General features: G+C 58.4%; 10 protein-coding genes. 1 reads left to right on the top strand and 9 read right to left on the bottom strand.

Annotated elements, in window-relative coordinates:
• Nucleotides 1-742: 742 nt before the first annotated feature.
• From queD to noeE, 9 genes are all read right to left on the bottom strand, one after another.
• Nucleotides 743-1,135 carry a 6-carboxytetrahydropterin synthase QueD gene (gene queD, locus ALC15_RS06350; protein WP_050404855.1) on the bottom strand — a complete coding sequence of 131 codons (393 nt, stop codon included), beginning with the start codon at nucleotides 1,133-1,135 and terminating at the stop codon, nucleotides 743-745.
• On the bottom strand, nucleotides 1,122-2,303 hold the full coding sequence (locus tag ALC15_RS06355) for an MFS transporter (protein ID WP_050626548.1): 1,182 nt from the start codon (nucleotides 2,301-2,303) through the stop codon (nucleotides 1,122-1,124). Before ALC15_RS06355 ends, queD begins: the two co-directional genes overlap by 14 nt.
• Nucleotides 2,304-2,456: 153 nt before the next feature.
• Entirely contained in the window at nucleotides 2,457-2,777 is a 321-nt protein-coding gene (locus tag ALC15_RS06360) for a hypothetical protein (protein WP_128089442.1), read from the bottom strand.
• 2 nt (nucleotides 2,778-2,779) lie between these two features.
• Entirely contained in the window at nucleotides 2,780-3,307 is a 528-nt protein-coding gene (locus tag ALC15_RS45930; protein WP_244485951.1) for a flavin monoamine oxidase family protein, read from the bottom strand.
• The gene (locus ALC15_RS06365) at nucleotides 3,304-4,368 is read right to left on the bottom strand and encodes an NAD(P)/FAD-dependent oxidoreductase (RefSeq protein WP_244485952.1); all 1,065 of its coding nucleotides are present in this window, start codon (nucleotides 4,366-4,368) and stop codon (nucleotides 3,304-3,306) included. Before ALC15_RS06365 ends, ALC15_RS45930 begins: the two co-directional genes overlap by 4 nt.
• Before the next feature lie 1,329 nt (nucleotides 4,369-5,697).
• Nucleotides 5,698-6,753: a HoxN/HupN/NixA family nickel/cobalt transporter gene (locus ALC15_RS06370; RefSeq protein WP_050626549.1), complete on the bottom strand. Its 1,056-nt coding sequence runs from the start codon at nucleotides 6,751-6,753 to the stop codon at nucleotides 5,698-5,700.
• A gap of 1,099 nt (nucleotides 6,754-7,852) precedes the next feature.
• Nucleotides 7,853-9,739, bottom strand: coding sequence for a sulfate adenylyltransferase subunit CysN (gene cysN / locus ALC15_RS06380; protein ID WP_050626550.1), 1,887 nt, complete (start codon nucleotides 9,737-9,739; stop codon nucleotides 7,853-7,855).
• A complete protein-coding gene (gene cysD, locus ALC15_RS06385; RefSeq protein WP_283806250.1) occupies nucleotides 9,739-10,674 on the bottom strand; it encodes a sulfate adenylyltransferase subunit CysD in 936 nt (311 codons plus the stop codon). The genes cysN and cysD overlap by 1 nt, the downstream gene beginning before the upstream one ends.
• A 231-nt stretch (nucleotides 10,675-10,905) precedes the next feature.
• Complete coding sequence (gene noeE / locus ALC15_RS06390; protein ID WP_050626552.1) at nucleotides 10,906-12,165, bottom strand: nodulation protein NoeE; 1,260 nt, start codon at nucleotides 12,163-12,165, stop codon at nucleotides 10,906-10,908.
• A gap of 699 nt (nucleotides 12,166-12,864) precedes the next feature.
• On the opposite strand from noeE, the gene ALC15_RS06395 reads away from it, so the two are divergent.
• Nucleotides 12,865-13,398, top strand: a complete 534-nt coding sequence (locus tag ALC15_RS06395; protein ID WP_050626613.1) for a MarR family winged helix-turn-helix transcriptional regulator — start codon at nucleotides 12,865-12,867, stop codon at nucleotides 13,396-13,398.
• Nucleotides 13,399-13,964: the final 566 nt, after the last annotated feature.

Raw genomic sequence — 13,964 nt, forward strand, 5'->3', positions numbered from 1 at the left:
ATACCCGAAACCAATGCAATAACTATGCTACGGACTTAGGGGACAGAACACTAGCCGCTGCGCTCTGTCGAGTACTGCCTGTTTGCTACTCTTGCATGGTGACCCACTTGGCACATGAATTGCGAATCTTATCGGCTTGGCTGTTTATCTTCACACCCCCCAAGGCGGCCAAGCTGGCGAAGCAAACTTGGCGCGGGTGGCTCCTTCAAACACCCGCGCCTTCTTTCCGAAGCGCTAATGGTGGAGAGTTTCGGCAACAGACGCGCTGAGAAGATCAACATCTGGTCCGTAGGATGCATTAGAATGCATGCCGGTTTGGGGGGGCGAAAGGACAAATCGAGGCTCGCCTGGTACTTGCGGCGAATTAGGAGCTGGCTCGTGCGCCAGCCTCTCACGATCCCTTCACGGGGGTGTGCCGTAGGCCGCGGCCTCAGATTCATTTCGGCTCTCCAGGAAGCGCTTTACTCAGCCGATTTCGAGAAGCGAGTCTCACCTCAGAAAAATTCTCGATGACACGTTTTGTTGCTCACTTGATGGGTTCACTTAAACCTGATTCCAACTGTTTCCCTCGGGCCGTGGCAACAAACTGTCGAGAGGCAGTTTCGGGTGATCGTTGACGGACCCGGTGAGAACATCGATGGCACGGCTGCTGAAATATCGGCCGAGTTCTTACCTAGGCACACGCGGACGCCGCCGAGCACCGGCACATTGCCCGGCATCGTTGGCGTTTCACCACCCCCGACTAACTCGGCGTGCCTTTTAGACTGCCGCCATAAGCCGCAACCTCCGCCCAACAATCGGCGGTCTCATAAATCCGCACACTCGCGCAATTGGAAATGCGATCAAAGAACCAACGGGCGATGATCTCGGCGGTTGGGTTCTCCAATCCATCGACATCGTTGAGCAGTCGGTGATCGACGCGCTTCAACAGCGGCTCCAGTTCGGCATCCATCTCAGCGAAGTCCCTCACGAAGCCCCTCGCGTCCACCCCTCCGCGCATCACCACTTCCATACGATAGTTGTGGCCGTGTAGGTTCTTGCATTTATGGCCATCGGGGAGATGGGGAAGGCGATGAGCTGATTCAAAACTATAGGTGCGGCCAATCAGCGTGATCACTGCATCATCGTCGTTCATTCCGTAACTCCCTCGCGCCGACAATTTGCTCCGCAGGCAAGGGCCTACTAACCCTCGCCGGCCCTTCTTTATCAGATTGACGGAGCAATGCCAGGCCGAGCAAGGCGGAGAGAGCAGAGCCGAGGCCCGGGAGTATCAGCGTGACAGCATAACCAAACCTCGCCACGGCAAACCCACTCGCTGCGAAGCCCACCAACGCTGACGCCGACATTACCGAAGTCAGAAACGTGACATCTGTCCCTGCCTTGCCCGGCCGGGCGAGCCCGAGAAACCAGTTCGTGAATGTAACATGCTGAACAGCGAGTGCCGCGAAAACGATGCCGACGCCCACGACGGCGCTTACGCGAACGCTGACGTAGCGATCAACCATCGCAAGTGCGCCGAAACTTAACGCCATGACTGCGCAGCCCCCGATCAAGCCTCGCTGCGGTGCCATTTGGCCGATGATGGCGCTGGTCAGCGGCGCTACCACCGTATACGTCAATACGTTCGAAAGCGCTCCGATCCATCCAATGTCAGCTGCGGCGAAGCCGAGGTCAACGAGCCGTAACTGAACCGTCGCGAACGCCACAGCGATCCCGATAACTGCCGGCACGATCAATGCGGGAGTCGTCCACAGACCATGGTAGCGAAAGATCGCGGAGATCGAGAGGCGCTGCGTCGAGCTCCATCGGTCGCTGCGTTGGAGCGGTTCAGAAATAGCGAACACCCAACCAGCGAAAACGGCTAGCAGTATCGCCAAACCCAACAAAGCTGGACGCCAACCGACCATCTCGATCAATTGGAGGCAGACGGCGCCGCCGATGACATGGCCGATGGCCCGCCCCCGACCCAGCAGCGCTGCGCCGAGCGGCCGTTCGCTGGAAGTGAGAGCTTCGGCTATATAGCCCAAAGATGCGATCCGCTGCGTGGCAGCAATGGTCGCAAGTACCAGGGAAACAAGGAAAAGCGCGACAAAATCGGTTTTTGGATTCAAGAACGCCATCGCTGCCAGCACAATGGTACTGGCGACTTGGGTCAGCAAGATCCACGAACGTCTCAGCCCGAGACGATTGAGGCTCCATCGATCCACCACCGGGGCCCAAAGGAAGTTAACGGTGAATGCAAAGAAAGCGGTGCCATATAGGCCGACCAGTTCCAAGCTGGCACCGTTGCCCCGAAGGATCACGGGATGGCCGAATAGATGAACGCGATCGCCAGATACTGCTGACTAGCCAACGCAACCATCCCAATGAGTGGCACGTAACGATTTCCCATCTGCCTATTCCTCCCGAAATCGATTCCGCACGTGCCTTAAGAGAACGGTTTGAACTGATAGCGGCTAGCCGTTATCAGTTCGGATCAGGCCATACTCGATGAATGCAGACCGCACCTGCCCTTCATCTTGTTGAGCCCAATTGCCTTCCCAGTAGACGGCACTGTCGACGTCACATTGACAAGCAAGGCTCCCTGACGGACGCCAGTCGCAGCCATCGCCGACCCAGCGCGTCTCCAGTTCCTCAGGGAGGTCGACAGCGTCATCGCTGGTTAGAAATCCACGGTCCGAGGAGAAGGTGCACTTGCCCGTGGCGTTGTCCTCTCCAAGGGTCGCGCTTGTCGGCAGCAACGCCAGCGCGGCGGCGACGGCTGTGTCTGCCCGCATCATCACGTCTTCACCACGCGTTCGTGCAATCGGGTAATGGCGTCGATCGCCGACAGGATCGCTCCTTCCTGCCATGGCAGCTGCGAGGCGTGCTCGCCTGCCAGCGCGATGCGGCCGTCGATCTGGCACAGATTGCGGTAGTGCTGGGCGCGGGCGGCCTCGGTCCACTGGCCGACGCAGCCGAGCGTGAACGGCACGCGATGCCAGGCCACCGCGACGCCGTGCTCGAATTCGCTTCGGTATTGCGGATGGATCGCGGCGCCGAACTCGACCGCGCTGGCGACCCGCTCGGCCGGCGTCATCGCGGTGAACTCGAACGAATTGGCGCCGCCATACATGTAGGCACCGAGCAGGAGGCCGCGGCCGCCGCGGTTGAAGCCGTAGTTCGGATAGGCGATCTGCTGGATCGGCAGGTCGGTGTAGCTGATACCGCCGTAGATCGCCTCATCCTCCTCCCAGAACCGCCGCTTGAACTGCAGCCCGACTTTCACCGAGGCGGCATAGGGCAAGGAATCGATCGCATTCTTCATCGGCGCGCGACGTCGACCGGCAGCTGGCTCAGGATCGGCAGCGGGATGGTGCAGATGCACCAGTCGGCGGTCGCCTGCTGCACCGCCGATGGACTGGCGGTGTCGACATAGCTCACGGTGACGCCCGAGCCGTTCTGCTGGATCTGCGTCACCTTGGAATTGTAGCGGATGAGATCGCCGACCTCGCGCGCGAACGCCTTGCCGATCATGTCCATGCCGCCGATCGGCTGGAACATCGTCATCTGGAAATCGTAGCGTGCAAAACTTTGCAGATAGCGCCACATCCGCGACCGCAAGAGCTCCTGGAGCGGGATCGGGTCGCTCGGCAGCGGATCGCCCATCAAGCCGCCGCCGGGATCGCGCGCATAACCGCGGAACTCGGCGGAGCCGAGGTTGGCATTGTACTTGTAGTCGCGATCCAGCGCACCCCAGTCGCGCAGCGCCTGGAGCAGGATCTCCTGATCTTCCTTGGTGACGAACTCGTCGAGCCTGCCCTGCTGGCTGATCTTCGCCAGCAGCTCCGCCACCCCGCCCTGGAAATCGGCCTTGATGCTGCGAAAGCGTTGCGGCTTGCCGCCGAATGCACGCGTCGCGTGCAGATAGGCGTTGTGGTTGAGCTGGATGAAGGGTTCCAGCGTCACGTTGAGGCGGCGGCAGTAGTCGAGCAGCGCGCGGTGATGATAGGGAATCCGCCACGGGCCGGGATTGAGATAAAGCCCCTGCTCGAACTGGCAGGTCTGCTTGAAGCCGCCGAGCTCGGTGAAGCTATCGCCGCCGCGGATCGACCAGTTGCGGCCGCCTGAACGGCTGTTGAATTCGAGGATCTGGACCTTGTAGCCGGCCTTGCGCAGCTCCAGCGCCGCCGTCATGCCGGCAAGTCCCGCGCCGAGGATCAGCACCGAAGCGCCCTTCACGTCGCCCGCGAGCTTGAGCGGCCCCTTATAGGCGGACTCGGATGCGAAGCCGAGGCTCGTCATCGCGTGATACATCGCCGAACTGCCGGCGATGGTCCCGATCAGCGCCAGCAAATCCCGCCGCCTGATCACAGATTCATTCTGCACCTGCGATCATCCCTCGGCTCGTTCCGACGAAGACGAACGGCTCGTGCGATCGGTTTCAAGAAGTGCGCACATTGCAGTGCAGACTGGTCGCACTGCCGCGGTGCGCCTGCGAGACCGTCTTCGATCATGTCATTTTCGATCATGTCATTCCCACATTGGTCCTGTACCGCGTCGTTCCTGGTCGATAAACCAAACATAGCTATCTAACCGGCATTCTGAGGTCGCTAGCCCGATCCGCGGTCGCTTCAGGGGCAGGAGCTGGTCAGTACACTTGAGTTGATGAACCAACGACCGGTCACCTCTGGCGGCTATTAGCGAGCGGTCGATTAGGGCTCGATGCATCGAAGACGCAGATGTTTCATTCCTGGAGGCGTCGCTTGCCGTCCGATGGAAAGCGACGCAGTTGATCACGCGACAGGAAGAACTTGGGCGGCTTCTTAAGCACTCGACTGACCCTGTTGTGCACCAGCAAGAGCGATGCCAACATTTCATGACATCGAAAGGCGGAGAAGCGGACTACCCAGATGTGAAGTAGGCCGGACGATGACTAATATCGTCATAGGGTGTTGCCGATATTCCATGGTGACTTTCGAACTCAATATCGGAGGCTGTTCTAGCCGCACGACCAAGCCGCTTTGCCGGCTATTACCGACGCAGCGAACCAGTGGAACTCAGGAACTCCGTGGGCTTGGCCATAGAGCGGCAAAACTATTCACGCTTCTGAACGCTTGCGATCGGCTATTTCGTATCGCTTGTGTGCCGGTGGTATTGAACCCGACATTGTTCGATGTCAGACCCTCGAAGCGGATGACGCTGAAAAGTGCGGTGATTGGATTGATCTTGTCATCATGTGCAACGATAGTCGCCTCAGCCGACCGCGAACCGTCTCAGTTGCTCCTCTCGATCGAACAGCTGAGGATTGCAGCATTAGCATGCCCGCCTTCCTGGTCAGCCCACAGCTTGGGTCGCGCCGGCGACACTAGTCACGCAGCTTGTGTGATCGAAGCCGCTTGTGGTCGGCATTTTTCTTGATGACAACCGTCACGATCCAACTATCTACCTTGCTGTGCTTCAGAACGCGTATCCGCCCGATGTCGGTTTGCACCAGTGTCCCTGCAGGCGCGAGGTACCAGATATGACGTCTGCTATCAACGATAGCGGAACAGCTCCACAAAACTGTCAAGTGTGAGACTAGGGGGATCAATCATTCAGGAAATCCCCATGCTGCATCACAACGAGCGGGAACTCCCCGACCGAGATGCGTTCGCGCATCGAGTCGCGCTTAAGCTTGGAGGCTTCTGGAGCCGAAGTTTATCCGATCGTATGAGCTCACCCCGGCTTGAGCGGCTTTTCGAGTCCTTGCCAGCGATAGATCGCAAATGACAGCACCCAACTGACCAGGAAGATGCCAACTACGAGATAGCCGAAATTGGCCAAGCTGGCGTTGAGATCGTCCACCGCGCTCCAGAAGGTGCCTTCAAGGGCCAATTTATTGGCGAGCAGGCCAAGTGTTTCGATGCCGCCGATCAGCAACGCCACGACGACTGAGATTGCCGTAATGGTCAGATTGTACCAGATCTTGCGGATCGGATTGAGGAAAGCCCAGCCATACGCCCCGACCATCAAGACGCTGTCGGTCGTATCGAGAAGCATCATGCCGGCGGCGAAGAGAGCCGGAAATATCATCACCGTGCTGAAGTCCAGCCCTCCCGAAGCTTGACCGGCTGCGACGGTGAAAAGGCTGATTTCCGTCGCGGTATCGAATCCGAGGCCGAACAACAGACCGACCGCGAACATCTGCCAGCTCGCCGTCACCATGCGAAACAGAGGGCGCAAGAGCCGGGACAGCAAGCCACGACCGGACAGAAGCAGATCGAACTCATGCTCTCCAATTCGTTCGCCACGCCGCGCACGCTGAAAGCTCCGCCAGACATCCCGTAGGATCACAAGATTGATGGCAGCAATCGTCAGCAAGAAGAAGGCTGATGCACCGGTGCCGATGATGCTGCCGACCGCCCGGAACTCCTGGAAACCGCTTTGCAGGGCGAGCGCCGCAGCAGCGATCGCGGCGACCGCTACTGCAACCGACAAGGAATGGCCAAAGGCGAAGAAAAGTCCGACCGCGAGAGGGTGCCTGCCATCCTGCATCAGCTTGCGAACGACATTGTCGATGGTCGCAATATGATCTGCATCGACGGCGTGCCGAAGGCCGAGCACATAGGCCAGCAAGGCTGTCGCCAGCAGCGTCGGCCTGTCGGACAGCGCTACGATGGCCCAGGTCCAGGCCAAGCAATTGATAACCAACAAGAAGGCATAGAGCGAGATGATACGACTACGCGAGGCCGCCGATGCGTCGTCTAAGGCAAGCTTTAGATATGTGAACATGATCTTGCTTCGGTAGCGCGTCTAGGCATGAGTTTGGTCACGAACGTTTCCTGTTGCATAAGCGCCGCGCACGCCAAAGCTGGTCCGTTCAGACTGAAGACGAACCGACGGATACAGCATCGGATGATCATGGCCATTCGCAGCACGAGGTGGACAATTGCGCTGGTCGCAACGGCAGTGGAGTTGGGTGGCATTTCCTACTTATCAGGGTTGGTGCCCCCTCGCGGTGCAGGTTTCATGCCGCTCTGCTGGGCTAACGTGCTTGACCGCTTCGTGCGGCTTCTATCCTGGCGTCAGCTCGTGTCGCGCGATTGCGCCGCCGCGTTGACGTTGCAATCTGGATCTGCGCCGTGGTGAAGTTTAACGGGCCAACCAGTGCCTCAGGTCACCCCGTCCGACGCATTGCGCATGACCAAAGCTGGCAGCAGGTTTCCTGGCTCCGGTTCGCCGCTCTTACCGCCCCTTCTCAGGATTGCGACTACCGGTTGCATGAAATGGTCATCGCCTCGCCGCTTACAGTTACGCAGGGCAGCTCCGGCATTGTCCTGATAGAACCCAGCCAACGCCCTCAATAGCCTTTCGAACACTACCGATGATAAAGTGAAATGGCCTGAGGGCGCGTCAAGTAGTCCCGGCGGACAGCGTGAGACGCCGTGGCTGAGGAAAAAGCGGTAACCTAGCCCCTCAGTCTCGGTGTTGCGGACGAGATCGAGGCTCCAGGACACTGCGGCTCTGCCTGCACAGCAGCTCAGAGCGGCGCTGGCCCCACGCAGAAAAAAGGACGCTTGAAAACACTTAGACTGGAAGGCTGACTTCCTCTCTGTCCTTCGTCATGGCGTCGTACACTCTGACCTGGAGCATGGGACGGCGCCTCTTAAGTTCTTGCGCTCCTGCCCAGGCGCCGTCTCTTGTCGCAAACTCGGTTTTCAATTGACCATCGACTTCGAGCACATAACCCGAAGCCGGCAATCGACGAGTGGATGCAACCATCTTAATCCCTTAGCATCGACGAATCCGATCGATGCTCCCACTTAATCCGAGTCGCCCTTGCCAGACCAGTAGCCTGGTGAGCGGCATCCACGACGACGAGGCGACAGGCTTATCGCCGCTCATCGCAGAGGAGCGTACGCGCCATCACGGCGGCGATGACGACTTCCGCTGCTTGCTCTGGCGTCTGCTCCGTCGTCCTGAGATGAATTTCCGGCCTTATCGGCGCTTCGTAGGACGCATCGATGCCTGTGAAATTCTTGATCTCACCGGCTTTCGCCTTCGAGTAGAGACCTTTTGGATCCCGCCTTGCGCATTCCTCGATTGGCGTATCGACAAAGACTTCGACGAACTCGTCCTTGCCAATCAGGCTGCGAACCATGTCTCGTTCGGACCTGTAGGGGGAGATGAACGAGCAGATCACGATCAAGCCGCTATCCAGCATCAACTTGGCAACCTGTCCGGCGCGCCTAATGTTCTCCACCCGCTCAGCCTTCGAGAAGCCCAGGTCCGCGTTCAATCCGTTCCGGAGGTCGTCACCATCCAGCAGCATGGCATGCCGCGACATCGCGAGCAGCTTCTGATCAACCAAATTTGCGATTGTCGACTTTCCCGCGCCAGACAGACCGGTGAACCAGACGACGCAAGGCCTCTGATGCTTGAGTGCGGCGCGTTCACTCCTGCCCACCGAAGGCGCCCGCCAGGAAACATTGGTGGCCCGCCGCAGCGGAAACGCAATCATGCCGGCGCCGACCGTACGATTGGTGAAACGATCAATGACGATGAATGATCCGGTTTTCCGGTTGACGTCGTAAGGATCGAATGCGGCGGGCAGTGCGGTCGCAACATTGCAGAACGCGATCTCATTGAGAGAAAGCGTCTCGGCCGCCAGGTGCTCACACGTGTTGACATCGATCCGATACCTGATTGCGGTAACGCTGCCGGCAACCGTCTGCGAGCCAATTCGCAGGATGTAGTTTCGTCCGGGAGCGAGCGGGTCGCTGTCCATCCAGATCAGATAAGCGGCGAATTGGTCGGCGACACTGGGGCGTTCGGTTGGCCGCGACAGAAGATCGCCACGGCCGATATCGATCTGGTCTTCAAGCGTAATGGTAACGGCATCGCCGGCTTCGGCATGGACAAGGTCGCCGTCCTGGGTCACGATCCGCTTGATACGGGTGGTGCGTCCGGATGCGGCGACAACGACATCGTCGCCTGCCGAGATCCTGCCGGAAGCCACCGATCCGGCATAGCCGCGAAAGTCCGGGTCGGGCCGGTTCACCCATTGGACTGGAAAGCGGAATGCCTGGCTTGCGGTGTCGGACTGGATATCGACGCTCTCCAAATGCTCGATCAGGCATGGACCATTATACCACTTGGTATGAGCGGACCGATCAACGACGTTGTCGCCATGGCGGGCGGAGATCGGGATCGGAACAATCGAGCTAAAGCCAAGGCCGGCGGCAAAGGCCAGATAGCTGGCGACGCTCCGATCGAAAGCAACCTTGCTGTATGCAACAAGGTCGATCTTGTTCACTGCCAGCACAACATGGCGAATGCCAAGCAGCGAACAGATAAAGGAGTGGCGGCGAGTCTGAACCAACGCACCCTTGCGGGCGTCGATCAGGATGATTGCGAGCTGCGCATTCGAGGCACCGGTTGCCATGTTGCGGGTGTACTGCTCGTGGCCGGGAGTGTCAGCCACCATGAAAGAGCGCCGCGACGTCGTGAAGAAGCGGTAGGCTACGTCGATCGTGATGCCCTGCTCCCGCTCGGCCTCGAGCCCATCCACGAGCAGCGCGAAGTCGATGTCGGCGCTGCCGTGCCTGATGCTGTCGCGTTTCACTGCCGCAAGCTGGTCTTGGTAGATCATCTTGCTGTCGTGCAGCAACCGGCCGATCAGGGTCGATTTTCCATCGTCAACCGAGCCGCACGTTATGAATCGCAGCTGGTCCCTTGCACGAGGGTGGACAGGTTTCGATATTGCTATGGAAGTCATCAGAAGTAACCTTCCCGCTTCTTCTTCTCCATAGAAGCGGCTTCATCGGTATCAATCAGGCGACCCTGACGCTCCGACACCGATGCAGTCTGCATTTCTGCGACGACGTCTTCGATCGTCGTCGCATCGGATTCAATGGCCCCGCTCAAGGGATAACATCCCAGCGTGCGAAAGCGGATCATGCGCATTTGCGGCGTCTCATCGCAGTTGAGCGGCAATCGCCTGTCGTCGACCATGATCGTCGTGCCGTTTCGGCGCACCGTCGGTCTTTGCTTCGCGAAGTAGAGCGGGACGACCGGGATTTTTTCAAGCATGATATATTCCCATACGTCGAGCTCGGTCCAGTTTGACATCGCAAACACGCGCATGCTTTCGCCCGTCCGTATCCGCGTGTTGAACAGGCTCCAGAGCTCCGGCCGCTGGTTGCGGGGGTCCCATACGTGTCCGGCCGAACGGAAGGACAGTATCCGTTCCTTGGCGCGGCTCTTTTCCTCGTCACGCCTGGCTCCGCCAAGCGCGGCATCAAATCCGTAAAGCTCGAGCGCCTGCTTCAGGGCGTCGGTCTTCATCACCTGGGTATGAAGCGCCGAGCCGGAGTCGATCGGATTGATGCCGCGCGCAATACCCTCCTCATTCACATGGACGATCAGCTCGACGCCGAGCCGCTTGGCCGTCGCGTCCCGGAAGCTGATCATCTCGCGGAACTTCCAGGTCGTGTCGACGTGAAGCAGGGGGAAAGGCAATTTTGCTGGATAGAACGCCTTGATTGCGATGTGCAGCAAAACGCTCGAGTCCTTTCCGATCGAGTAAAGCATGACCGGCCTTTTGAACTCGGCGGCCACCTCACGCATGATTTCGATCGATTCAGCTTCAAGACGACGCAGATGTTTTGGCAGCATATGTGTTCTTTTCGATGCAGGATCTCGGTTCTGCAGCCCCGGCCCAGAGGAGGAATGTCGGGTGCGAGCTCGCCGCTGCGCGTCGCTATCCAAGCGATCAAATGCCGGTTGCGCAGCTGACTGACTGACACTCTCGGGGCATGTCGCATTCCACCGTGGTGCCGCCGGCGCCTGCCTCACACGTTATTGGCGCAGATCAACGCGTTGAGTGGTAGGAAGTCTGGCTAAATCAGCCAGCGTGTTTTGATCGCAAGCATCCAGATCACCCTAAGCCATATTGACGATCTGCTCAAGCCGCGCGACCTCGCCTCGCAAAATCTCAATAGCCGCGTCGCGAGTCCGAATAGCATCGAGCCCTGCAGCTCGATCAGCTTCTGACGCCAACAGTGCCTGTTGCAGCTGCGCTTTCATTGGATCGGCCAGCAGCACATTTTCGGCAAAGCTGGGGGCGGACAGATCTTGCGCCTGCACCACGGACATGTCGCACGTGGCACGAACGTTCTCTGGAAGCTGCCGAGCAGTGTGGACTTGCGCGGATTGATACGGCCCGGACGATGCTGCCGCCTTGCCAGCTCGTAAATCCCACCAGGTTTGGAATATCTGTCGATAGAGTTCAGTTAGATGAGGTCCCCTATCGACAACTCCGGCTTGCTGTGCAAGCAGCAGGTCCTCCTCATAGCCGAGTTCTGTCAAAAGCTTGGTGCCGACCAGATCGGTCACAGTTTGCATCTCTTCGACGCTTAGTTGGGATTGCCATGTCTTGATAGAGCTTTGATCGACCGCGTTTCGTTCCAGGATCTTTCGATCTCCGAAGCTGCTGGATCGAAGATAATCTACTTGTCCCATGCTCGCATATGCGGCGGCCGCCGGATCACAGCCGAGCCCCAATAGCAGGCGCCGAATCTCTTGGTCCGGATGCGCCACCACGAGTTCATATCGCACCAGCTGTGTCTGCGCGCGCGTGCGGTGCGCTGCCAGCCTGGGAAAGCCCAGAACCAAATCGGCGAGTGAAGATATGATGACATCGGGCAGCCGGAGCATGAGATCGGCGAGGCTGGAGACGCTGACCGAATAGGAGCTCTCGGCCCGAAGCGGGATGCCCCACGTGGATTTCAGTGAAGCCGCGATGGCAAAAGGATTGCGCAGCAAGAGGATGTGTGACGCTTCTGGATAGACACGTTCAAGGAATTCGAGCGCCGTCCAATAGCGTGGCGTTTTGTCTATGATGATCCGCTTGCCCGCTGCTGTCAGGTACTGACCGTATGCTGCATCGGCAAAAGCCCGGATCGCAATCGTCCGATCGATGCGTCCTAGGAATTCGGAGGTTGCGACCTCAATCAACGAGGGTCCTGCCGGGTGGCGTTGATCCACCCTTCCAAAAGCTTCAAGTGCCAACATCAACCAGGGTTCAGGCGGAGCCAGGACGTCTGGATGGCGTTGGAGCAGGTGCGCCAGGAGTGTCGTCCCGGCTCGCGGAAGTCCGAGGAGAAAGCAGACCGCAGGCGAACGGCCAGAAGCACAACTCATAATTCAGGTCCTCTCGAAGAGCGAGCCGCGTTCGATTGAGCGAAATGAAGCCGGCCCTAGCCTCAGTTGAGGCGTCCGCTCGTATACCAAGCGTTACTGCTACGAGGATTTCGGCTGCCACTCATGATTTGAGAGCCGTTAAGTTCAATCGGTTGGGCGGGGATCGCAGAAGCGTTTGACAGCTGTGATCGCCCCGATTGCTCGACAGTTAAGGCGAAGTCAAGGACCAGCGCAACTGCACGAAGATTTGCTGCGCATATGGGAAAGATGGAATGAACTATACGGAAGTTTGCCGGGCAACGACCGCGGGGCATGGGGCGATATCAAATACAGTCGACGCGATTCTGCTTGCCAGCCCATTGAAGACGCAAATGCAACATGCACTTCCCTGGTGCTCGGCGTACACCGGAGAAGTTCGACATATAGAGCGGACAGGCCGGCGAGCGGAACAAAGAACGAGGGCATCTCAAATGGCAGATCGGATCAAATCTTTTCAGCGCGCGATATCGGCCCCGGCGCAACTGCCTGCCGCTGCTCGGCCAACACAATGAGGGTTTTGCACGTCTACCAACCTGCCCGTCGCAAGTCCCACATCGGTCCGAACTGTACCAACTATCTGACTTGCTTGTTCTTGCGGCGTTGTCCCGATTTCTAATCCGCGCTAATGGAAGTCTGTAAAGGATGGAACCCTGGCCCACGATGCCGCCGGATTTACCTAGTCCAGCAACCGCGCCTTATCGTATCTCCACTGACGGACAGGAGATATTCCGGCCGTTCATGTGGGAGATCAGATCGATCAGTGCCTGCCTCGAAGAACTCGCCAAATTTCGTGCCGATGTGCTTGGCATCACTGGGCCACAATGGATGATCCTGATGGCAGTGGACTATCTGGGCAGAGAAAAAGGTGTGTCCGTCAACCTGGTGTCACGCTTGATGCACGTCGATCCTTCCTTTGTCACGACCCACTCAAAAATCTTGGAGAAAAAGCGATTCTTGCGGCGCAAGCCATCCACAGCCGATGCGCGAGTAGTCCAGATGTCGCTGACTGCCAAAACGCGCAAGCATCTTGCAAGTTTGACGCCTCGAGAGGAAGCGCAGGATGTACAGGCTTTTGACGAATTCGGCCATGACGGATCAAGCGAGTTCATGGCCGGGCTGGCCGCAGTGAGGCATCGCTTGGAGAAGGCCCGCTCTGGAATCCAGAAGACCAAAACGAACAATCGTCAGAAATGAAGCTGGCCAATCATCGGACTCTCCGGGCTTTCGAATATTTCGTGACGCGGCGCGGTCGAAGGTGGTTATGGTCCCTTCACACCGCCGAAGGCTTGCAGGTGATGATGGGTTCAGCACGCAATCGCTCCGCCGCCGTCTATCAAGCCAACAGGGCGCTTTTTCAATTGCTGCTGAGCGCGCCCTATCGCTTGGGAGTTCAAGTTCACCAACAAGCTCCGCGGCCACCGCCTACGCCAAAGCTTTAGCCTAGCATGAGCTTCGACTGCGGCGGCGTGCGGGTCATGACTTGCAGGGATGCGGCTTGCTATTTGGAGCACTCCGTCTCGCCGTCACCGAGAACAATCGTAGCCCTTCAAAGCGATCCGCAGCATTCTACGATCCTTAACGGGAACGAGCGACCATCGAAACTGGAACAATTCGAAGCAGGACCGGTCGTAAGATTGTCTCATCGCTCTCGATCGTAAAGAGCAAAGCGGCCTTCGCGGCCTTACTGCTTTAACCTCAAAGATGACGAAGCACTGGAGCCCGTTCCACGAGAGTGACAAACCATGCGCGTGAAAAGCTCT

The sequence above is a fragment of the Bradyrhizobium viridifuturi genome (assembly GCF_001238275.1).
Taxonomy (GTDB): Bacteria; Pseudomonadota; Alphaproteobacteria; order Rhizobiales; family Xanthobacteraceae; genus Bradyrhizobium; species Bradyrhizobium viridifuturi.